Origin of the sequence: Methylomicrobium lacus (assembly GCF_041897535.1) — a bacterium.
GTDB classification, from domain to species: domain Bacteria; phylum Pseudomonadota; class Gammaproteobacteria; order Methylococcales; family Methylomonadaceae; genus Methylomicrobium; species Methylomicrobium lacus_A.
In genome coordinates, this window is the sequence record NZ_CP169217.1 from 178602 (window position 1) to 197714 (window position 19113).

Here is a 19113-nt window from a genome sequence, read left to right on the forward strand (position 1 = left end):
GACAGGCGAGGTATTCATCCCGTCCGGCGCTTGTTTTCAGGCTCGCAGCAAAGCCCCGACATGCGCGGCAACGCTGCTTGCCAGGGCTTCCAGGTTGTAGCCGCCTTCCAAAGCCGAAATCAGCCGTTTGCCGCAGAATTCGGCTGCGATGCCGGTCAACTCCTCGGTGATCCAGCGATAATCCTCCTCGACCAATTCAATGTCCGCGAGCGGGTCGTCCTTATGCGCGTCGAAGCCTGCCGAAACCAGCAGCAATTCGGGCTTGAACTGGCGCAAGGCGGGCAGGGCGAGCGTAACGATCTTGTGGCGGAATTCGGCGCCCTCGGTGCCGGCCATCAGCGGAATATTCACGATATTGCCGACGCCGGTCTCGCTCGGGTGGCCGGTGCCCGGATAATGCGGCATCTGGTGCGTCGATACATAGAGCACCTCGGCCTGATGGGCGAACGCGGCCTGTGTGCCGTTGCCGTGATGCACGTCGAAATCGACGATCGCGACGCGCCGCAGGTGGTGCCGTGTCCTTGCATATTCGGCGCCGATCGCGATATTGTTCAAGAGACAGAAGCCCATCGCGCGATTCGGCTCGGCATGATGGCCGGGCGGGCGCACCGCGCAGAAGGCATTGTCGGCCTTGCCGGCCATCACCTGATCGACCGCGTCGCAGACCGCGCCGACCGCGCGCAAGGCCGCGTTCGCGCTGCCGTGCGAGAGATAGGTGTCCGCATCGATGTATTGATGGCTGTCTTCGGCAATCGGGCGTAACACCCTATCGATATGCGCCTGGCTGTGGATCAGCCGCGCCTGATCCTTTTGCGCGGGGCCCAGCGGCGGCGATTTTCTGACCAGCGTGGCGAACTCGGGCGCCTGCAACGCTCGTTCGATACTGCGCAGGCGATCCGGCGATTCCGGGTGACTGAAATGCGGCTGGTGCTTCAGAAAGTCTTCGTGGCAATAATAGAGTGTCGTCATAATAAGGCCTCGGTAGTCTGCAAAGCGGTGCAGCCGTGACGGTGCAGGACTTCATCGCAGTCATTCACTCATGTAGAATAACGGTTTTTATCAAAATAAAGCAAGAGGCGCCGAATGGCCTGGATATTGTTGTTTTCCGCGGGAATTGCGGAGATTATTTTTGCGTTGAGCCTGAAACTGAACGAAGGCTTTACCAAATTGTGGCCGAGTGTCGTGACTTGCGTCGCCGGCTTGTGCAGTTTTTACCTGCTGATGCTTGCGATCAAGACCTTGCCGCTGGGCACCGCTTATGCGGTCTGGACCGGCATGGGCGCCGTCGGCATCGCGGTATTGGGCATTATTTTGTTCAAGGAGTCGGCCGATGTCTGCCGGATCATGTCGATTTCTCTGGTGATCATGGGCATCATCGGGCTTAAATTGACCGAAAGCCATTAATGCTGCATCTGATTTCGGCTTCGCCGATTGCCGCGGCGGTATTGGAGCGGATCGATTCCGGCAGCAGCATCGTGTTTCTGGAAAGCGCGGTGCTGGGAATTTTGCGCAACGGCCAGTTAAGCGGTCGTCTGACAGGGATGTTGGCCGACCACCACTTATATGCGTTGTCCGCCGATTTGATGATCCGCGGCATCGAGGCCGATCAAATCGTAGAGGGCATCGAAGTGATCGATTATACCGGGCTGGTCGAGCTGACCGTCGCGCACCCCTTGATTCAATCATGGAATTGAAGATGAACGATGGGGTGTTGGCGACGACCGATCAGGGTTTTCTGGTCAATACGGCCGATTGGAGCGAGGCGGTCGCGGAAAAGCTGGCCGAGGCGAACCGGATCGAGCTGAGCGCCGCGCATTGGGAAATCATCCACTTTATCCGGGATTATTACCGGCAGTTCAAGCATCTGCCGAATGCGCGCGTGTTTACGAAGGCGATCGCGAAGGCGCTCGGCGAGGATAAGGGCAATAGCCGCTATCTGCATCAATTGTTTCCGGACGGGCCCTTGAAATATGCCTGCAAACTGGCGGGGCTGCCGAAACCGCCCACCTGTTTGTAGTCTCCTGAAGGCTTGGTAAGGCGAAAAGGCAAGGCGCGAAGAAAATAGAGAGCAATTGTACCATACCCGGTTGGGCGATGCGGCGCTTAGCCCATGCCCTTATACATAAATGCCGTCATACCCGCCGGGAAGCGGGTATCCAGGGCCAGGGATGGTAAGCCTAAAACGTCCCTGTGGCCTCGGCAACTGCTCCTGCGTTGCTCTACCTCCTGCATCCATGCAGTCGTGGATGCAGGCAATCCATGCCGGAATGACTGAGTTGTGTATAAAGGTATGCGCTTAGCCATGACCTTGACCTCGGCCCGCAGCATCTTATCTGGCAACATGTGACTCGGTAAACATCAACTCATTTGAGCTTAAATTCTGAATGAAAAAAAACAAGAAAAATAAAAATCTTTGGCTGAAAGAATCAGAGATTGCAGTTGGCGATTTGTATTTCACCACGGCAAATCAATATCGCGCGGTCCTGGCAATGAAAGGCAATTTTTTAATCTATGCGCCAAGCTCCGAAGGAATGGCATCTTTGAGTCCAGACTCAAAAATGCCATTCGATAATTCTCCGGTTAAGAAATGCCAAATCGCTACCTTTGCTCAAAAGGAATACCAAACATTTGATTGGCATAGTGTTACAGCAATCAAGCATCAACTAAATAACACACAACTCGCCGAAGCCATCGCTCAATGTAATGCGAAGGCCGCTATTGAAGCCCTGTTAGCCGAATAAAAGTTTAGAGCAGTTCAACGGCAGACTTTCCAGCTGGTTTTTTGTTTATGGAAAACCGGTTGAAAATTAACACTCTCTAACTGATGGTCTCTATAAACCATTATTGTTCTTTGATTCTGACAGAGTAGGTTCGGCCAATTTTTGACGACTGCGTTTCAACCATCAGTGACAGCAATAGAACCGATACCTGCTTGTCAATGTAGCTATTGATGCTTAACTGCAAAGTCTGTCTGAGTCTTTAGCCCTTTTGAGTTGGGCACTGTGAGTTGGGTAGTAAAACAAGCTGAAAAGAGGGGGGTAATATCAAATGTAAGGCCTGACCCCGATTTGTGACCCCGATTTGCGCGAAACGTTGGTTGTGCACCCATGTTGTACCAGGAAATGCTTCGGCAATTTCCTCCAAACCCGACTAATGCGTGGTCGCCGCTTTGCCTTCGAGGCCTGCATGCGCGATAACTCGTGCGCCCTCACAAATCGACACCACTGTCGCGCCCTTTTCGGACTGGGCTCGCACCCAGTCGAGCAGTACCGGATTTTCCGCTCTATCCATGGCGGGAACAATCAGAATGTCGGCTCCGGCCGGGGTTGATTCGTCGAATTGCCCTATCGTCATATCCGCGCGTATCCGTAGCGCAGGCATCAGCTCAACCGTACCCGGCTCAGTCGAAACCGTCACCACATCGGCTGCGCCGGACTCCTTCAAGACCCCGTAAGGGATGACAAAATCCGTGGTTTCTGTGCCGGCATTGTCGGCAAGTACGACGACCAGCGGACGCGCACGCCGGTCTTTCGGCGCCGGAAGGGTGAGCGAGTTCTTCGTCTGTTCAGCGATGTTCGCATGAGTGGAATCTGCGCCCTAGCATGATCGCGTGTAGTTCGCTGACGCTGTAAGCAGCACTATCGCGAAACTGGTAATTTTCATCAAAGCGGAACACTTCATTTGTTTTCCTCAATCATTGATTGACGTACAGCGAAAAAAATTCGCTAGTACTACAAACCTAAAAAATGAAGGATAATAGCAAGCCCGAAAATCATCCCGCAAGGAAGCGATGCGCCCACTCACTCCGCTTATTTTGACGCAAGCCCAACAATCGACGCTGGAAGCCATTGTTCGAAGTCGGCAACTGCCGCACAGTTTAGTGCAGCGGGCGCGCATCGTCTTAAATGCGGGAGCCGGCCGTCGCAACAAGGCCAGCGCGCAGGGTCTGAACATCAAGGAAGAGACGGTCGGTTTGTGGCGTCGTCGTTGGCTGTCGGCCCAAGAGGCGCTGGCTGCCTGCGAAGATGATCCCGAACGTTTACGCCGGCAGATCGAGACGATTCTGGCGGATGCGGAACGTCCGGGTGCACCACAGACCTTCAGCGCCGAACAGGTCTGCCAACTGCTGGCGTTGGCTTGTGAAACGCCGCCTTCACCCTTGACGCATTGGACGCGCAAAGATTTGGCACGGGAAGCCGTTAAGCAAGGCATTGTCGACCGTATCTCAGCGACCAGTATTGGTCGTTTTTTAAATGCAGGGTCAGCTAAAGCCGCATCGAACGCGCTATTGGCTGAATCCCACCATCGACGATGAAGCCACCTTCCAGGTCAACGTCGAAGCGGTATGCGACCTGTATCGGCAAGCCCCGGCGCTGCATGCGCAAGGCATTCACGTGATCAGCATCGATGAAAAAACCGGCATTCAGGCCCTGGAGCGCATTCACCCCGCACAGCCCATGCAACCCGGACAGCCGGAACGGATCGAGTACGAATACCGGCGCCACGGCACCCAAGCCCTGATTGCCAACTTCGAGGTGGCAACAGGCAAGGTCATTGCGCCCACTGTTCAGGACACACGAACAGAAGCTGACTTTGTCGCCCACGTGCAGCAAACCGTCGCCACAGACCCTCAGGGGCAATGGCTGTTTGTGGCCGATCAGTTGAACACCCATAAATCCGCGACGCTGGTGGAATGGATCGCCAAAGCCTGCGGAATTGACGAGGACTTGGGCGTGAAAGGGGAACGCGGAGTACTACGGGATATGAACTCCCGCGCGGCTTTTTTGCAGGACGAAAGCCATCGCATTCGCTTTGTTTATACGCCCAAGCATTGCTCGTGGCTGAATCAGATCGAGATTTGGTTTGGCATTCTATCCCGTCGCTTGCTCAAACGGGCAAGCTTCACCTCGAGAGCAGATTTGAAAGGACGTATTTTTCAGTTTATCGATTTCTTCAATGAAACCCTCGCTAAGCCTTTTCGCTGGACTTATACCGGAAGGCCTCTGGTGGTTTAAAAATTATTCGGAGAATTTCCGGTGCGTTGTACTAGTTAAAATGCAAGGGGCGTAACCGACAACGCCAGCACCTGAATCTACGCGGCTATTTGTGCCCCATTGGCGCCTTCTGGATTGCTCGAATATGCCTCGGATGTGCACAGATGGCGTAACCCACCCAGGTGACGGGGCCTTTTGAGCGCCCTGTCAACGCGCATTGGCAATGACTCTTGCATGCCGCAAAAGATAGGCGAGATATATGGCTGCCCCCCACATCGTAGGTCAGGCAAAACATTGGCCACCAACTAGGAACGCCTGGATTGGAAATGAGATGGCCGTGAAAGAAATCAAATAGGCCATGGGTGACCAACGCAGCAACGACAAACCACAAATTGCGTTTGAAGCCAAGAACGGTGGCACCTAAAAACACGGCCATAACGACTGACTCGCTGACGACAGCCTGAAGCGAGCCGCCCATCACCGCAAATAAACCATAGTAGGATGCAACCACTACCAACACAGTTGGGTAGAAGCTACGTTCTTTGTCAAAACCGACAAGTGTAGCGAACAACGAAACAACTAAGGCGATAACAATACCTGCGAGATACTCCATTTTTGGCTCCTGCTATCTAATGCTTTAACTGAGCGGCAATCGAAGGTCCGCTGTAATGAAAGGATATGTGTCTCCCGGATGACGATCTCGGCAGTGTGCTAAGAGACGCGTAGCGCAACATGTTGACTGCCAAGTCATGTCTTATAGCCATCTCGGAACGGACTGCGTGTAGGTGTCGAAATGTTTGCCGAACTTTGAAGACAGCGCTCTTTCCTCGGATGAAATTTGAAAGCGATTCATATAGATAACAAACGCAGGCAAGAGGATAAATCCCAGGGCATGCGCAAGAAAGAATGCCCAGCTACCTAGCGCAAATAAGAAGCCGACATACATGGGGTTCCGACTGAAACGATAGATGCCCGAACTAACCAAGGTAGACGCGGCACCCGGTCGCGTTGGATTAACCGTTGTCTTGGCCGCACGAAATGCAATGACGCCTGCAACAGCGAAGACGATGCCAATACCGTACAATGCAATCGATATGAAAAGACGCCCGGGTATGGCGAAGGACATAACCGGAAACTGCACTGATGCAAGCCACATTGCGCCTGCAATGAAAAGTGACAAAGCGACGGGTGGAATTCTGTGTTCAAGAGCGTTCATGAGATGTTTCCTGTCAAATTGAGTTGATGCGGAGCCTAGTCTACGGGCTCAAATCAGCTACGGCTTGAACGAAACGGCTATTCGCGCTGGAAGCTGGAAGGCGCAATCCCGAACATGCGCTTGAACGTCCGCGAAAAATGCGCGGAGTCTGCAAATCCGCCGGCGTGCGAGGCCTCGGTCAGATTTTTGCCAGACGCGAATGTAGTGAGCGCGACTTCGATGCGCAGCCACAGCACGTAGGGCCGATACCGCATCCCTGTTTGCTCGATGAAGAGATGGCGAAAGCGATCGGGAGAAAGGCAGGTGGCATCGGCAATCTCGGCGAGAGGAACCGTTTCACCGATACGCTCATGCAGTAGTTCCAAGGCTTGTTCAATCCGCTTATCCAGCTGTACCACCTGAACCGTGCTCATTGCGGCAAGTTTGGTAATCACGAAACGTGCGCAGATGACGAGTTCTGAATCGTGGACGGCCCCCTTGTAGGAGGCGGCGAGAGCTGCAAGTTCAAGCTCAAGCGTTTCATAGGTAAGCGACGAGATCCCCTCACCGAGACATATCTGGTGTAGCGCCCGTCCCTCGCGTGACTCCGGCTCAACAAAGATCATCGCAACAAACTCGCCGCGTGCTTCGAACGCATGAGGCTGGTGCGCAGCGATGATTGCCGCTTTATAGGTATTCCAGTTTCCACCGGGGTGTCTGAATCGCACCCCGCCTTCGGAGAACGACAACGTAATCTGGACTGCATGATGGGAATGAAAATCCGTGGGCTCTCCAGCTCGACCGATCCACAGACTCCCTCCGCGCCAAAGCACGATACGCCCGGTTCCTGTCGTCATCATTTAATACTACTCCGAAGCAGCCAGGCGGTCTCAGTTGATGCAACTTTTCCCTTCAAGCCGCCCGCGACACTCTTGCTTTCAACAAACTGTAATTGGTAGGTATCACCATAGTGTCGCTTTACTTCGCTCTCGTTAACAGAAAACGGAGGGCCATCCATCAGCAGTTGATCGTATTCATAAGAGATCAGTAACTGAGGCGCTGTGCAAGTTATATTTATCAGATGTGAGGTATAACGCTCTCGTATGCCGGAAGGCAGGGCGACTAAAGCAGCGCGATCGTATATCGCGCTTATGGCTCCAAGATATTCGGCAGACACATCGAAAATATCGCCCACGAATATGTCTATATCTTTAGCGCTGTAGCGGACCAATTTCCCGGTTTTAGAGATTTGCGGCTCTAAGCCAAGTTCCTTAAACAACTCGTTAACGGCTAGTTCGCTCAATTCTGCACCAACTACTCGATAACCGCAGGCAAGCAACCAGGAAAAATCACGGGTCTTGCCGCACAACGGCAGGAACACAAGACAGCCTTTTGTCAGATTTAATTTTTCAAAATGGGCTACCAAAAACGGGTTGGCTTCGCTTTCATGAAACGCAATCTCACCGCGCTCCCATTTTTGCTGCCAGAAACTTGCTTCCATATCGACTCCTTAAATTATTCAATTATAAAAATCACCACAAATTTAATGCTTCAGTGTTGCAACAAGGCGTGTTCAGGGCTAGGATAAAAGTTCAAGTCAACTTGAAGTCAAGTCTTAAATTACGACAGGTGAAATAATGGATATAACTGCGGTTGCAAAGGCAACTGGATTACCCGCCTCAACGTTACGATTTTATGAAGAGAAAGGATTGATCCGGTCAACCGGTCGCTTAGGTTTACGACGTTTATTCAGCGCCAATGTCATAGAGCGACTGGCTTTAATATCATTGGGGCGTAGCGCTGGTTTCTCGCTAGATGAAATTGGTGCGATGATTACGCCTGAAGGGCCTGACATCAATAGAACGCTGCTTTTGGCTAAGGCAGATGAGTTGGACAGAAAAATTAAAGAACTGACCTCTATGCGAGATGGACTCCGTCATGCAGCGGTCTGCAATGCGCCAAACCATTTTGAATGTCCAAAATTTCTTCGTCTCCTCCGTGTTGCTGGTAAGAATCGGTTTAGGCAGCCAAATAAATTGAAGGAAAACAAATTTAAGTGAGGCATGCAGAAAAGTAAGGAAGCCGAATCTAAATACCTGTCGATATACATACAGCTCGCCATAACCAGCGGCGAAAAGTGATATGGCAAAGGAGTGGCCATACATTTTATTTTGATAGGGTGTTTTGTTATGGCGTTCTGCGTGCCGGCGGCGGGTTTTTTTACGTTGGCAGCCACCCCTGATAATGAGTTCTTTCGGGTTGAATCCTACGGGGCGGTTTCAATAATCCTGCTTGAAACGGTGGATCATCCGTCGTTCCTTTTTGTTCGGACGGTGCTCCGGGCCGTTGTGCGGCATCAACGCGCGCCTTTCGCGCTCGTCGATGATTTGTTGCTGGCGTTTGGCGTGGCTTTCGGGATCTTCTTCGTACAGCAGCACGGCATCCTTGGCGGGGCGGCGCTGCGCGGAGAGCGCGGTGATCGTGAGTTCCCAGTGCAGGTTGTCCTTGGTGATCGACAAACGCATGCCCGGCTTCACTTCCTTGCCGGGCTTTACGCGTTGCTCATTCACATGCACCTTGCCGCCGGCGATCGCTTCCTGGGCGAGGCCGCGCGTTTTGAAAAATCGCGCGGCCCACAGCCATTTATCGAGGCGGATCGAGTCGAGTTCGGCCGGCAATTATTGCACCATGTGTTTTTTCAGTTCTTTCGGCAAGGAGAACACGACTTTTTCTTCGATGCCCGGCAGTTCGGCCGTCGACTTGCCGCCCCATTGTTTCAGCTGGTTGATCACTTCCTGCACCAGCACTTCCGGCGCGGAGGCGCCGGCGGTCACGCCGACCACGTCGATACCCTCGAACCATTCCTGTTTCATGTCGTGCGCAGTATCGATCAGATAGGCCGGCTTGCCGAGCTGTTCGGCGATTTCGCGCAGGCGGTTAGAGTTCGAACTGTTCGGCGAGCCGACGACCAGAATCACATCGGCCTTTTTGGCCATGTCCTGCACCGCATCCTGGCGGTTTTGCGTCGCATAGCAGATATCGTCCTTTTTCTGTTCCTTGATGCCGGTGAAGCGCGCCTTCAACGCATCGACCATGATCTTGGTGTCGGTCATCGACAGCGTCGTTTGCGTGACATAGGCCAGATTGTCCGGGTTGTTTACATGCAGATTCTCGACGTCTTCCGGCGTTTCGACCAGATAAATGCCGCCGTTTTCGGTGCATTTTTCATATTGGCCCATCGTGCCTTCGACTTCCGGATGACCGGCGTGGCCGATCAGGATCACTTCGCGGTCCGATTTGGCATGTTTGGCGACCTGGATGTGCACCTTGGTGACCAGCGGGCAGGTCGCGTCGAATACGGTCAGTTGCCGTTCCTCGGCTTCCTTCTGCACCTGCTTGGAAACGCCGTGGGCGCTGAAAACCAGATACGAGCCGACCGGCACGTCGTTTAAATCTTCGATGAATACAGCGCCTTTCGCTTTCAGTCCGTCGACGACGGTGCGGTTGTGCACGACTTCGTGGCGCACATAGATCGGCGCGCCGAAGGTTTCGAGCGCCTGATCGACGATTTCGATGGCCCGGTCGACGCCGGCGCAGAATCCACGGGGGTTAGCGAGTACGATTTGCATATCTTGACTTATGTAGTGGGTAAATATCGGGTTATTTTAACTCAACAATCGGTCCGAGACGACGATTCCATCATGATCGGCGTATAAAAAATGATCTTTTTTGAAATTGACGCCGGCAAAAGTGATCGGCAGATCATGGTCGCCTTGGTTTCTCTGATGGCTCTGCAAGGGATGCGCATGCAGCGCGCGGATGCCGATCGGGAGTTCCGCGAGCAGCGCGGTGTCGCGGACGCAGCCGTAGATCAGCAATCCCTGCCAGCCGTTATCGACCGCAAGTTTGGCCAGCTCAATGTCGATCAATGCGCAGCGGTGCGAGCCGCCGCCGTCGACGACCAACACGCGGCCTTCGGCTTTTTCCTGCAAGACGGTTTTGATCTGCACATTGTCTTCGAAGGCTTTCAAGGTGCTGATGCGTCCCCAAAATACGGGATGCGCGCCGTAGGACTTGAACAGCGGTTCGACGATCTGGAAATGCGCCTCCTGAGCATGGGCGTCGCAGAGGCGGGCGGTGGCAAAGGTCATCAAGTAAACTCCGGTCGGCTTTGTTTCGGTACGGGCTATGTTATAGTCTATCGGAAGCCTGGAGGCAACTAAATACAAGGGTTATCTTATGTGGATCATACTATTCGTTGTCGCGCTGCTGTTCGTCTTGGGCGGCGCATTGCTGTTATTGCGTTCGGCGAAGATTCCGAAAATTCCCGATCATATCAAATCCCAGCCTTACCAAGACGAGGACGACGATTGGTGATTTAGTGTGAACGCAGCGTAAACGTGACCGGGCCGTCGTTGACCAGCGCCACCTGCATGTCCGCGCCGAAGCGGCCGAATTGTACGGAGGGGTAGACGGTCAGCGCCCTCTCTTGCAGATAGCCGAACAGCTTCTGGCCGTGTTCGGGCGGCGCGGCCGAGGTGAAGCTCGGTCGGTTGCCTTTTTGCGTATCCGCGGCCAAGGTAAACTGCGGCACCAAGAGCAGGCCGCCGTCGATGTCTTTGAGGCTCAGGTTCATCTTTCCCGCCTCGTCCGGAAAAATCCGGTAATTGATGATGCGTTCGAGCAGGCGCTCGGCGTGTTTTTCGCCGTCTTCCTTTTCGACCGCGACCAGCGCCATGATGCCGGTAGCGATCTTGCCGATGATGTGATTGTCGACCGCGACATGGGCGGTCGTGACGCGCTGGATGATGGTGATCATGGGTGAGTCTTCAGATGGATGGGCTAAAATAAGCGAGGGTTTGTCACTGTCTGGGCGGTTTCGGACGCCTGTTCTTTTCGCCTGTTGAGGAAATTCATGCGGCGTATTTTAGCGCTTTTATTGTTCAATTTGGCCTATGGGGCCAACGCGGATATTTACGGCTGGCGGGACAGCGCCGGCAGCGCGCATTATTCCGACCGTCCGCAGGCCGCTTCGGCGAAAGTGCTCGACATCAAGCCGGGCTACGGCTACTACACCGTCAAAAAAGTGTTCGACGGCGATACGCTGGTGCTCGAAGACGGGCGCAAGGTCAGGCTGCTCGGCGTCAATACGCCGGAGATCGCGCATCGCAATCAGCCGGAGCAGGCGGGCGGCGAGGCGGCGAAGCGCTGGTTGAGCGACAAGCTGCAAAACCGCAAGGTCCGGCTGGAGATGGATGCCGAAGCGGCCGACAAATACGGCAGGACGCTCGCGCATGTGTTTACCGAGCAGAATGAGCATATCAACCTGCAGCTGGTCGAACAGGGCCTGGCGGCGGTCAATATCTATCCGCCGAATCTGCTCTATGCCCTGAAGCTGGTCAAGGCCGAGCAGGGCGCCCAAAACAGGCGTCTGGGGATTTGGGGCCGGCCGGAATACGATCCGATCCCGGTCGAGCGTTTGCCTGCTTCCGGCCATCCGGGCTGGACCAGGATCACCGGCCGGATCGCAGATGTGCGCAGCAGTCGGAAGTTCGTGTATCTGAAATTTTCCGACCAGTTTGAAGTCAGGATCGAAAAAATGGCATTGCCTCTGTTCCCGGATTTAAGCCGTTATCTGGGGCAAGCGGTCGAGGTGCGCGGCTGGCTGAACAAAAACAAGGGCGGTTATTCGATGCTGGTCCGCCATCCGAGCGCTGTCGTGTTGGAACCGCGGAATTGATTCAAGCGATCGCCAGCGCCCCCGGCATGAAAAACTCGTTGACCAAGAGCGGCTGCTGCATGATCGCATAAACGGTTCTTCGGCCCCAGACCGGCGCCTGGATCGCGCCCCATTCCAATGCGGCCTGGCTCCAGTCGGCCGGTTTCAGCCGCGCGACCTGGAGTTCCCTTCGTTCGAGATCCGGATATGAAAAAATCACTTCGCCGAGCGGGCGGGTGCCGAGATGCGAGAGATTCCGGTGCGCGCACCGGATCGTCGCTTCCGGCAGGATCGTGCGGGCCAGGATCAGCGGTACGCCGTCCGCGTGCAGCATCACTTCGCGGGTCAGGCAATAACGGTGTTCCGGTTGATTCAGCAGTTTGCGCTCGCTCAGGAAAGGCGTCAGCCAGCGGTGATAAAGCATCTTGACCTTGACCGCCGTGCCGTAATGGCCGCGCAGGCGCCGGGTCAGCGAGCCGGTTTCGAAAGTCCAGGAGGCCACGCTTTCGGGCAGGGTGTGGCGGAGGCCGGGACGGTTTTCGCGCCAGGTGGGTTCGCGGGTCAATAACAGGCTTTGGGTCGGCAAACGGGATTAAACCTCGGCGTAAGCGGTGGAGGCCCCGAGCCAGCGGTCGCACAGGGGCTGGATGGCGTCCGGAGCTTCCCTGAAGAACTGTTCGCCGATTTGCTGGATATTATCCAGCAAATCGGCATCCCTGGACAAATCGGCGATCTTGAAATGCACCGCGCCGGTTTGGCGCGTGCCGAGCACTTCGCCGGGGCCGCGCAGCTCCAAATCCTTCTCCGCGATCACGAAGCCGTCGTTGCTGTCGCGCAGGATGCCGAGCCTTTGGCGCGCCATCTCCGATAACGGTGCCTGGTACATCAACAGGCAATAGCTGTCGCTGTCGCCGCGGCCGACGCGTCCGCGCAACTGATGCAATTGCGACAGGCCGAGCCGCTCCGGGTTTTCGATGATCATCAGTCCGGCGTTCGGCACATCGACGCCGACCTCGATCACGGTGGTCGCGACCAAGAGGTCGACTTGATGCTGTTTGAAGGCCTGCATGATCGCGTCTTTTTCGGCCGCTTTCATGCGGCCGTGGATCAGCGCGACCCGCACGGAAGGCAGTGCTTCGGCCAGGAGTTCGGCGGTTTTTTCGGCCGCCTCGCATTGCAGCGCTTCCGACTCCTCGATCAGGGTGCAGACCCAATAGGCCTGTTTTTTTTGCGCGACCCAGCCCGAGATTCTGGCGATCACCTCGCCGCGGCGGTCGGCCGGAATCACGCTGGTCACGATCGGTTTGCGTCCGGGCGGCAGTTCGTCGATCACCGAAATATCGAGGTCGGAATATTGCAGCATCGCCAGGGTGCGCGGAATCGGCGTCGCGGTCATCACCAGCTGATGCGGCCGGAGGCCGGACTGGTGGCCTTTTTCGCGCAGCGCGAGGCGCTGGTGCACGCCGAAGCGGTGCTGTTCGTCGATCACGCACAGGCCGAGCCGATCGAACTCGACGCCGTCCTGAAACAAGGCGTGCGTGCCGATTGCGATCGGCGCCGAGCCGTCTTTCAGCGCGGCGAGGATCTCGCTGCGTTGTTTGCCTTTCAACTGGCCGGTCAACAGCACGACCTTGGTTTCGAAATGGCTGAACCACTGGCTGAAGTTCCGGTAATGCTGTTCGGCCAGGAGTTCGGTCGGCGCCATCACCGCGGCCTGATAACCCGAGCTGATCGCGAGCAGCGCCGCATAGGCCGCCACGACCGTCTTGCCGGAGCCGACATCGCCTTGCACGAGCCGCATCATCGGCTGCGGTTTGCGGCAATTGTCCGCGATTTCGCCGATCACGCGGCGCTGGGCAGTGGTCAACGGGAAGGGCAGACGGCGGATGAAGTGGTCGGCGGCGACCGGGTCGCCGGCCAGGATCGGCGCCTCGCAGGATTGGTTAACGCCTTTGGCCCGTCTGAGGCTCAGATAGTGGGTCAGCAATTCTTCGAACGCGAGCCGTTTCAATGCCGGATGGCTGCCGTTTTGCAGCGCGACAGAGGCGCCAGGCTCGCCGGGCGTGTGCAGGGTTTGAATCGCCTGCTGCAAGGCGGGAAAGCGCAGCTGTCGCAACAGCCGCTCGGGAAGCCAGTCGGTCAACAGGCGGCTGTCGTGCGTGCACAGCGCGAGCGCCTGTTTGACCGCCTTCCTGATCGCGTTTTGGCTCAGTCCTTCGGTCAACGGATAGACCGGCGTCAGGCGGGTGTCGAGCGCGAAATGCTCCGCATCGGCGACGATCTGGTAATCGGGGTGCGTCATCTCCAGGCCGGCGTAGCCGTAGCGCGCTTCGCCGAAGCAGCTGACCAGGACACCGGGCGCGAAGGCATGGAACTGATTGGCCGAGTAATGGAAAAATTTCAGCGAGATGAAGCCGGTGTCGTCGGCAATCCGGACGATCAGGCTCTTGCGTCCGCGCGGCAGGACGTCCGCGAATTCGACCCTGCCGGCGATCATCGCGGTCATGCCGGCGGCGAGCGAGCCGATCGGCGTCAGACGGGTGCGGTCTTCATAACGCACCGGCAGGTGGAACAAGAGGTCCTGAATCACGCGGATGCCGAGTTTTTCGAAGCGCCGCGCGGTTTGCGCGCCGATCCCCGCGAGCGCGGAAACCGGTTGCTGCAGCCGGTTCATCATTCAGGACTTCAGGACGCCGGATATTCCTGCGGCGGCAGGCAGACGATGCCGTCGATTTCGACCAGTGCGCCTTTCGGCAAGGCGGCGATGCCGATCGCGGCGCGCGCGGGGTAAGGTTCCTGAAAATACTGCCCCATCACTTCATTGACGATCGGGAAGTGTCCCAGGTCGGTCAGGTAAACATTCAGTTTGACGACATCGGCAAAGTTGCCACCCGCCGCCTCGATGACCGCGCCCAGGTTTTCGAAGACCTGGACGACCTGGGCCCTGATATCGCCGTCGACGAGGGTCATCGTCTCCGGCGACAACGGGATTTGCCCGGACAGGTACACGGTGCGGTCCACTCTGACCGCTTGCGAATAGGTGCCAATCGCCTGGGGGGCTTTGTCGGTGCTGATGATTTCTTTGATCATGATGGATAGTACGAACAAATACGGTTGGAATCGGGCTATCTTACCATGATTGCGGGGGCGATTTGAGAGTCGCTTCAGGTGGTTAAAGTGGCCCAGCCATTGTTAACTTGAGGTCGATGCGGCTATCAGGCCCTGACGCGTTCGATTTTGACCACGATAGGCAATTTCTTCAGTCTGCGCATGATCTCGGCCAGATGCACGCGGTTCTTCACGCTGAGCGTAATCAGGTCGACGCATACCTTTTCGTCCTGATCGACGACGCTGACGTTTTCGATGTTCGAATGCATCTCGGAAATCGCGCCCAGAATCGTCGCCAGCACGCCGGTGCGGTTCAGCACTTCGAGGCGCAATTCGGCCGGAAACTCGGTGGTCAAATCCTGGCTCCATTCGACATCGAGCCAGTTGGCCTGTTTTTTCCGGGTATCGTTGCTGTTGTGGCATTCATGATGATGCACGACGATGCCCTTGCCCGGATTGTAAAAGCCGATGATCGAATCGCCCGGAATCGGCCGGCAGCATTTGGCCAGCGTGATGATCATGCCTTCGGTGCCCTTAATGATCAGCGGCGCGACGCGGGCATGATGGGTTTCTTCCAGTTTGACCGCGCCGTGGACGTCGTCCTGGGCAATCCGTTTGGCGACCAGGAACGGCATCTTGTTGCCGAGGCCGATGTCCTCGAGCAGGTCGTCCAGAGACGCTTTGGCGGTGACTTTGAGCAGTGCCTGAATCCTTGCTTCGTCGATCTGTTCGAGATGCAGATCCATGGCCTGCAATTCTTTTTCGAGCAGGCGGCGGCCCAGCATGATCGCTTCCTTGCGGTTGAAATTTTTCAGGTAGCCGCGGATGCTGGAGCGGGCTTTCGCGGTAATCACAAAGTTCAGCCACAACGGGTTCGGCCGCGCCCAGGAGGCGGTAATGATGTCGACCGTGACGCCGTTTTCGAGCTTGGTTTGCAGCGGCGCCAGTTGCTTGTCGATACGCGCGGAAATGCATTGATTGCCGATGTCGGTGTGCACCGCATAGGCGAAATCGACCACGGTCGAGCCGCGCGGCACCTTGACGATGTTGCCTTTCGGGGTGAACACGAAGACTTCCTGCGGAAACAGATCGACCTTCAGGTTTTCGATGAATTCGAGCGAATCGCCGGCCGATTTCTGGATTTCGAGCAAATCCTTCAGCCATTCGTGCGCGCGTTTCTGGAATTTTTCGTTTTTTTCGTCGTCGGACTTGTACAGCCAGTGCGCGGCGATGCCCGATTCGGCCATGCGGTGCATTTCGTGCGTGCGGATCTGAATCTCGACCGGTACGCCGCCGGGGCCGACCAAGGTCGTATGCAGCGACTGGTAGCCGTTCGCCTTCGGCAGTGCGATATAATCCTTGAAACGGCCCGGTTTCGGGTTGTAGAGCGAATGCACGACGCCGATCGTCCGGTAGCAGTTGTCGATGTCGTCGACGCAGATGCGGAAAGCATACACATCGAAAATATCCGGCAGCGAGATTTTTTTCAGCCGCATTTTGGTGTAAATGCTGTACAGATTTTTTTCGCGTCCGGACACTTCGCAAACGATGCCCGCCTGATGCATCCGGCTCTTGATCGCGTTCTCGACCGTATTGATCGTTTTGAGTCCGTTGCCGCGCGTTTTCTTGACCGCGGCTTTCAGAATCGCATAACGCCGCGGGTACATCGCTTCGAAGCTCAGGCATTCGAGGTGCTGCTGGATATTGTTCATGCCCAGGCGGTTGGCCAGCGGCGCGTAGATGTCCAGGGTTTCTTTCGCGATGCGCCGTTTCTTTTCCGGCGGCATCACGCCGAGGGTTTGCATGTTGTGCAGGCGGTCGGCGAGCTTGACCATGATGATCCGCAAATCCCGGGTCATCGCCATGAACATCTTGCGGACGTTTTCGGCCTGCGCTTCGGCGCGCGAGATGCCGTCGATCTTGGTCAGTTTGGTCACGCCATCGACCAGTTCGGCGACTTCCGGCGTGAACTGGCTGGCCAGTTCGGCCTTGCTGATCGGGGTGTCTTCGATTACGTCATGCAGGATCGCCGCCATGATGCAGTTGGCGTCCATGCGCATTTCGGCGAGGCTGATCGCGACCGCGACCGGGTGGCAAATATAGGCTTCGCCGCTTCGGCGGAATTGGCCCGAATGCGCCGAGGCGCCGAATTCATAGGCGCGGACGCATTCGTCGATTTGCGGCGGTTCGAGATAGCCGTTCAGGATCTCGCACAAACGCCGGACCAGTTTGTCCTGGGGGCGTTCGAGTTCGATCGGATCGGCTATGTCCAACATAAGTCAGGTTCAGAAGATCGGATTAGGATCGTGGTGCTCGGTAGAGCGGTGCAGGGCATTCACATTGGCCGGCGTGACATGGCCCGCCGCGATTTCGCGCAGGGCGACGACGGTGTCCTTGTCCTTGCCGCGCGGCACAAATTCGTCCGCACCGCGCGCAAGTTGGCGCGCGCGCGTTGCCGCGAGCAACACCAGCTTAAAGCGGTTTTCGACATGTTCCAAACAATCTTCAATCGTAACTCTGGCCATCGGTATCCTTAAGTGTTGATGTCAATCGGTCTGGCTGTTTGACCAGAGCGAACGACAATGGGTTTCTTTCTTTTTTGATCAGTGCGTTACAAAACGCTTGCAGCCATTATATTAGCAATAATGGAATATTAGCAATATTGAACGTTTAATGATAGGACAGCCTCGATCGTGCACCGAGGCTGTGCATGCGGTTGAGCATCACCCCGCCTTCGTATCTACTGGGAATAAGGCCGGGTGATGCGGGTACAGCAAAGTACGAAGCGTTTATTCGCCGCGCGTTTTCAAAATCGCAACGGCCGGCAATTCCTTGCCTTCGAGGAATTCCAGGAAAGCGCCGCCGCCGGTCGAGGTGTAGGACACTTTGTCGCTGATGCCGTATTTGTCGATCGCGGCCAGCGTATCGCCGCCGCCGGCGATGGAGAACGCAGGGGACTCTGCGATCGCTTCGGCCAGAGCCTTGGTGCCGCCGCCGAACTGGTCGAATTCGAACACGCCGACCGGGCCGTTCCAGACGATCGTTTTGGCGGAAGTCAAAATCTCGGCGTACTGCTTCGCGGTTTCAGGCCCGATGTCCATGATCAGGTCGTCTTCGGCCACTTCGCTGACTTTTTTGACGGTCGCTTCCGCGGTTTCGGAGAATTCCTTCGCGCAGACCACGTCGACGGGAACCGGAATGTCGGAGCCGTTTTGCTTGGCCAGCGCGATCAGTTGCTTGGCTTCGCCGATCAGGTCGGGTTCATACAGCGATTTGCCGACCGGGAAGCCGGCCGCCGCGATGAAGGTGTTCGCGATGCCGCCGCCGACGATCAATTGATCGACTTTTTCGGACAATGTTTTCAACACGGTCAGTTTGGTCGAAACCTTCGAGCCGCCGACGATCGCGACCAGCGGTTTGGCCGGGGTTTCGAGCGCCCGGCCCAGCGCATCGAGTTCGCTGGCCAAGAGCGGGCCTGCGCAGGCGACCTTGGCGAACTTCGCGACGCTGTGCGTCGAGGCTTGCGCGCGGTGCGCGGTGCCGAATGCATCCATCACGAACACGTCGCAGAGCGCGGCCATCTTTTGGCCCAGTTCGTCCTTGTTCTTGCCTTCGCCGGCATTGAAGCGGACGTTTTCGCACAACACGACTTCGCCGGGTTGAATCTCTATGCCGTCGATCCAGTCTTTTTCGAGGCGCACCGGCTTGCCGAGCAGTTCGGCCAGGCGTTCTGCAACCGGCTTCAACGAGGACGCTTCATCATAGACGCCTTCTTCAGGACGGCCGAGATGCGACATCAGCATTACCGCCGCGCCTTTCTCCAAGGCCTCTACGATGGTCGGCACGCTGGCTTGAATGCGGATATCGCTGGTGACTTTGCCGTTCTTGACCGGTACGTTCAAATCCTGACGAATCAATACGCGTTTGCCGGACAAGTCCAGATCAGCCATTCTTTTTACTGACATATTACTCTCTCTTCGTTTAAGTAGGTGGCGAATCGGATTATTATAAAATATCGGGGGCGTATTCGTCTTGTTTGCATTAATTCTTGCATAACGCGAGTGTCGCAACGATTTTTTTGTATAATCGCCTGCTTT

General features: G+C 56.0%; 25 protein-coding genes. 9 read left to right on the forward strand and 16 right to left on the reverse strand.

Annotated elements, in window-relative coordinates:
- Nucleotides 1–36: 36 nt before the first annotated feature.
- Nucleotides 37–969 (reverse strand): histone deacetylase family protein, encoded by a 933-nt coding sequence (locus ACEPPP_RS00720; RefSeq protein ID WP_374089150.1) that lies wholly within the window; start codon nucleotides 967–969, stop codon nucleotides 37–39.
- 114 nt (nucleotides 970–1083) lie between these two features.
- Here ACEPPP_RS00720 and ACEPPP_RS00725 point away from each other — a divergent pair, with 114 nt between their 5' ends.
- From ACEPPP_RS00725 to ACEPPP_RS00740, 4 genes are all read left to right on the forward strand, one after another.
- Nucleotides 1084–1404, forward strand: a complete 321-nt coding sequence (locus ACEPPP_RS00725) for a multidrug efflux SMR transporter (protein ID WP_374089151.1) — start codon at nucleotides 1084–1086, stop codon at nucleotides 1402–1404.
- Complete coding sequence (gene tusB, locus ACEPPP_RS00730) at nucleotides 1404–1694, forward strand: sulfurtransferase complex subunit TusB (RefSeq protein ID WP_374089152.1); 291 nt, start codon at nucleotides 1404–1406, stop codon at nucleotides 1692–1694. Before ACEPPP_RS00725 ends, tusB begins: the two co-directional genes overlap by 1 nt.
- Nucleotides 1685–2017: a TusE/DsrC/DsvC family sulfur relay protein gene (locus ACEPPP_RS00735; RefSeq protein ID WP_374089153.1), complete on the forward strand. Its 333-nt coding sequence runs from the start codon at nucleotides 1685–1687 to the stop codon at nucleotides 2015–2017. The genes tusB and ACEPPP_RS00735 overlap by 10 nt, the downstream gene beginning before the upstream one ends.
- 367 nt (nucleotides 2018–2384) lie before the next feature.
- Nucleotides 2385–2741 (forward strand): hypothetical protein, encoded by a 357-nt coding sequence (locus ACEPPP_RS00740; protein ID WP_374089154.1) that lies wholly within the window; start codon nucleotides 2385–2387, stop codon nucleotides 2739–2741.
- 409 nt (nucleotides 2742–3150) lie between these two features.
- On the opposite strand, the gene ACEPPP_RS00745 is transcribed toward ACEPPP_RS00740, so the two are convergent.
- Entirely contained in the window at nucleotides 3151–3444 is a 294-nt protein-coding gene (locus ACEPPP_RS00745) for a DJ-1/PfpI family protein (protein WP_374089155.1), read from the reverse strand.
- Between the two features lie 346 nt (nucleotides 3445–3790).
- Here ACEPPP_RS00745 and ACEPPP_RS00750 point away from each other — a divergent pair, with 346 nt between their 5' ends.
- Both ACEPPP_RS00750 and ACEPPP_RS00755 read left to right on the forward strand, forming a co-directional pair.
- Nucleotides 3791–4315 (forward strand): helix-turn-helix domain-containing protein, encoded by a 525-nt coding sequence (locus tag ACEPPP_RS00750; protein ID WP_374088053.1) that lies wholly within the window; start codon nucleotides 3791–3793, stop codon nucleotides 4313–4315.
- Nucleotides 4254–5015: a transposase gene (locus tag ACEPPP_RS00755; protein WP_374088051.1), complete on the forward strand. Its 762-nt coding sequence runs from the start codon at nucleotides 4254–4256 to the stop codon at nucleotides 5013–5015. Before ACEPPP_RS00750 ends, ACEPPP_RS00755 begins: the two co-directional genes overlap by 62 nt.
- An 85-nt stretch (nucleotides 5016–5100) precedes the next feature.
- On the opposite strand, the gene ACEPPP_RS00760 is transcribed toward ACEPPP_RS00755, so the two are convergent.
- The 4 genes from ACEPPP_RS00760 to tmpT form a co-directional block, all read right to left on the reverse strand.
- Nucleotides 5101–5607, reverse strand: coding sequence for a hypothetical protein (locus ACEPPP_RS00760; protein WP_374089156.1), 507 nt, complete (start codon nucleotides 5605–5607; stop codon nucleotides 5101–5103).
- Between the two features lie 141 nt (nucleotides 5608–5748).
- Nucleotides 5749–6210 carry an isoprenylcysteine carboxylmethyltransferase family protein gene (locus ACEPPP_RS00765; RefSeq protein WP_374089157.1) on the reverse strand — a complete coding sequence of 154 codons (462 nt, stop codon included), beginning with the start codon at nucleotides 6208–6210 and terminating at the stop codon, nucleotides 5749–5751.
- A gap of 77 nt (nucleotides 6211–6287) precedes the next feature.
- Nucleotides 6288–7049 (reverse strand): helix-turn-helix transcriptional regulator, encoded by a 762-nt coding sequence (locus tag ACEPPP_RS00770; RefSeq protein WP_374089158.1) that lies wholly within the window; start codon nucleotides 7047–7049, stop codon nucleotides 6288–6290.
- Nucleotides 7046–7690 carry a thiopurine S-methyltransferase gene (gene tmpT, locus ACEPPP_RS00775; protein ID WP_374089159.1) on the reverse strand — a complete coding sequence of 215 codons (645 nt, stop codon included), beginning with the start codon at nucleotides 7688–7690 and terminating at the stop codon, nucleotides 7046–7048. Before tmpT ends, ACEPPP_RS00770 begins: the two co-directional genes overlap by 4 nt.
- Before the next feature lie 136 nt (nucleotides 7691–7826).
- Between tmpT and ACEPPP_RS00780 the strand changes: the two genes are divergently transcribed.
- Complete coding sequence (locus ACEPPP_RS00780) at nucleotides 7827–8249, forward strand: helix-turn-helix domain-containing protein (RefSeq protein ID WP_374089160.1); 423 nt, start codon at nucleotides 7827–7829, stop codon at nucleotides 8247–8249.
- A gap of 219 nt (nucleotides 8250–8468) precedes the next feature.
- Here the strand turns inward: ACEPPP_RS00780 and ACEPPP_RS00785 are convergent, their stop codons facing one another.
- From ACEPPP_RS00785 to rraA, 3 genes are read right to left on the reverse strand one after another with little or no spacing between them, the layout of a single operon-like run.
- A complete protein-coding gene (locus tag ACEPPP_RS00785) occupies nucleotides 8469–8867 on the reverse strand; it encodes an RNA-binding S4 domain-containing protein (protein ID WP_374089161.1) in 399 nt (132 codons plus the stop codon).
- Nucleotides 8868–9818 carry a 4-hydroxy-3-methylbut-2-enyl diphosphate reductase gene (ispH, locus tag ACEPPP_RS00790; RefSeq protein ID WP_374089162.1) on the reverse strand — a complete coding sequence of 317 codons (951 nt, stop codon included), beginning with the start codon at nucleotides 9816–9818 and terminating at the stop codon, nucleotides 8868–8870.
- Between the two features lie 36 nt (nucleotides 9819–9854).
- Nucleotides 9855–10340, reverse strand: a complete 486-nt coding sequence (gene rraA, locus ACEPPP_RS00795; RefSeq protein WP_374089163.1) for a ribonuclease E activity regulator RraA — start codon at nucleotides 10338–10340, stop codon at nucleotides 9855–9857.
- 88 nt (nucleotides 10341–10428) lie between these two features.
- Between rraA and ACEPPP_RS00800 the strand changes: the two genes are divergently transcribed.
- Complete coding sequence (locus tag ACEPPP_RS00800) at nucleotides 10429–10566, forward strand: hypothetical protein (protein WP_374089164.1); 138 nt, start codon at nucleotides 10429–10431, stop codon at nucleotides 10564–10566.
- A 1-nt stretch (nucleotide 10567) separates the two neighbouring features.
- On the opposite strand, the gene dtd is transcribed toward ACEPPP_RS00800, so the two are convergent.
- Nucleotides 10568–11008, reverse strand: a complete 441-nt coding sequence (gene dtd / locus ACEPPP_RS00805; RefSeq protein ID WP_374089165.1) for a D-aminoacyl-tRNA deacylase — start codon at nucleotides 11006–11008, stop codon at nucleotides 10568–10570.
- Between the two features lie 96 nt (nucleotides 11009–11104).
- Here dtd and ACEPPP_RS00810 point away from each other — a divergent pair, with 96 nt between their 5' ends.
- Nucleotides 11105–11929 (forward strand): thermonuclease family protein, encoded by an 825-nt coding sequence (locus ACEPPP_RS00810; protein ID WP_374089166.1) that lies wholly within the window; start codon nucleotides 11105–11107, stop codon nucleotides 11927–11929.
- 1 nt (nucleotide 11930) lies between these two features.
- On the opposite strand, the gene ACEPPP_RS00815 is transcribed toward ACEPPP_RS00810, so the two are convergent.
- The 6 genes from ACEPPP_RS00815 to ACEPPP_RS00840 all read right to left on the reverse strand — a co-directional run bounded on the left by ACEPPP_RS00815 (nucleotide 11931) and on the right by ACEPPP_RS00840 (nucleotide 18981).
- Complete coding sequence (locus ACEPPP_RS00815; protein ID WP_374089167.1) at nucleotides 11931–12494, reverse strand: chorismate lyase; 564 nt, start codon at nucleotides 12492–12494, stop codon at nucleotides 11931–11933.
- Between the two features lie 6 nt (nucleotides 12495–12500).
- Nucleotides 12501–14582 (reverse strand): ATP-dependent DNA helicase RecG, encoded by a 2082-nt coding sequence (gene recG / locus ACEPPP_RS00820; RefSeq protein ID WP_374090859.1) that lies wholly within the window; start codon nucleotides 14580–14582, stop codon nucleotides 12501–12503.
- An 11-nt stretch (nucleotides 14583–14593) separates the two neighbouring features.
- Nucleotides 14594–14998, reverse strand: a complete 405-nt coding sequence (locus tag ACEPPP_RS00825) for a RidA family protein (RefSeq protein ID WP_374089168.1) — start codon at nucleotides 14996–14998, stop codon at nucleotides 14594–14596.
- A gap of 125 nt (nucleotides 14999–15123) precedes the next feature.
- Complete coding sequence (locus tag ACEPPP_RS00830; RefSeq protein WP_374089169.1) at nucleotides 15124–17292, reverse strand: bifunctional (p)ppGpp synthetase/guanosine-3',5'-bis(diphosphate) 3'-pyrophosphohydrolase; 2169 nt, start codon at nucleotides 17290–17292, stop codon at nucleotides 15124–15126.
- A 9-nt stretch (nucleotides 17293–17301) separates the two neighbouring features.
- Nucleotides 17302–17541 (reverse strand): DNA-directed RNA polymerase subunit omega, encoded by a 240-nt coding sequence (rpoZ, locus tag ACEPPP_RS00835; protein WP_374089170.1) that lies wholly within the window; start codon nucleotides 17539–17541, stop codon nucleotides 17302–17304.
- 264 nt (nucleotides 17542–17805) lie between these two features.
- Nucleotides 17806–18981, reverse strand: coding sequence for a phosphoglycerate kinase (locus tag ACEPPP_RS00840; protein WP_374089171.1), 1176 nt, complete (start codon nucleotides 18979–18981; stop codon nucleotides 17806–17808).
- Nucleotides 18982–19113: the final 132 nt, after the last annotated feature.

Bases quoted from the DNA above. Each gene is read 5' to 3' on its own strand.
- ACEPPP_RS00740 (WP_374089154.1), top strand. From the start codon at position 2,385: ATGAAAAAAAACAAGAAAAATAAAAATCTTTGGCTGAAAGAATCAGAG.
- ACEPPP_RS00770 (WP_374089158.1), bottom strand. From the start codon at position 7,049: ATGATGACGACAGGAACCGGGCGTATCGTGCTTTGGCGCGGAGGGAGT.
- ACEPPP_RS00760 (WP_374089156.1), bottom strand. From the start codon at position 5,607: ATGGAGTATCTCGCAGGTATTGTTATCGCCTTAGTTGTTTCGTTGTTC.
- ACEPPP_RS00755 (WP_374088051.1), top strand. From the start codon at position 4,254: ATGCAGGGTCAGCTAAAGCCGCATCGAACGCGCTATTGGCTGAATCCC.
- dtd (WP_374089165.1), bottom strand. From the start codon at position 11,008: ATGATCACCATCATCCAGCGCGTCACGACCGCCCATGTCGCGGTCGAC.
- ACEPPP_RS00735 (WP_374089153.1), top strand. From the start codon at position 1,685: ATGGAATTGAAGATGAACGATGGGGTGTTGGCGACGACCGATCAGGGT.
- ACEPPP_RS00725 (WP_374089151.1), top strand. From the start codon at position 1,084: ATGGCCTGGATATTGTTGTTTTCCGCGGGAATTGCGGAGATTATTTTT.
- ACEPPP_RS00810 (WP_374089166.1), top strand. From the start codon at position 11,105: ATGCGGCGTATTTTAGCGCTTTTATTGTTCAATTTGGCCTATGGGGCC.
- tusB (WP_374089152.1), top strand. From the start codon at position 1,404: ATGCTGCATCTGATTTCGGCTTCGCCGATTGCCGCGGCGGTATTGGAG.
- ACEPPP_RS00825 (WP_374089168.1), bottom strand. From the start codon at position 14,998: ATGATCAAAGAAATCATCAGCACCGACAAAGCCCCCCAGGCGATTGGC.
- ispH (WP_374089162.1), bottom strand. From the start codon at position 9,818: ATGCAAATCGTACTCGCTAACCCCCGTGGATTCTGCGCCGGCGTCGAC.
- rpoZ (WP_374089170.1), bottom strand. From the start codon at position 17,541: ATGGCCAGAGTTACGATTGAAGATTGTTTGGAACATGTCGAAAACCGC.
- ACEPPP_RS00720 (WP_374089150.1), bottom strand. From the start codon at position 969: ATGACGACACTCTATTATTGCCACGAAGACTTTCTGAAGCACCAGCCG.
- ACEPPP_RS00780 (WP_374089160.1), top strand. From the start codon at position 7,827: ATGGATATAACTGCGGTTGCAAAGGCAACTGGATTACCCGCCTCAACG.
- ACEPPP_RS00765 (WP_374089157.1), bottom strand. From the start codon at position 6,210: ATGAACGCTCTTGAACACAGAATTCCACCCGTCGCTTTGTCACTTTTC.
- recG (WP_374090859.1), bottom strand. From the start codon at position 14,582: ATGAACCGGCTGCAGCAACCGGTTTCCGCGCTCGCGGGGATCGGCGCG.
- ACEPPP_RS00750 (WP_374088053.1), top strand. From the start codon at position 3,791: ATGCGCCCACTCACTCCGCTTATTTTGACGCAAGCCCAACAATCGACG.
- ACEPPP_RS00840 (WP_374089171.1), bottom strand. From the start codon at position 18,981: ATGTCAGTAAAAAGAATGGCTGATCTGGACTTGTCCGGCAAACGCGTA.
- tmpT (WP_374089159.1), bottom strand. From the start codon at position 7,690: ATGGAAGCAAGTTTCTGGCAGCAAAAATGGGAGCGCGGTGAGATTGCG.
- ACEPPP_RS00800 (WP_374089164.1), top strand. From the start codon at position 10,429: ATGTGGATCATACTATTCGTTGTCGCGCTGCTGTTCGTCTTGGGCGGC.
- ACEPPP_RS00830 (WP_374089169.1), bottom strand. From the start codon at position 17,292: ATGTTGGACATAGCCGATCCGATCGAACTCGAACGCCCCCAGGACAAA.
- rraA (WP_374089163.1), bottom strand. From the start codon at position 10,340: ATGACCTTTGCCACCGCCCGCCTCTGCGACGCCCATGCTCAGGAGGCG.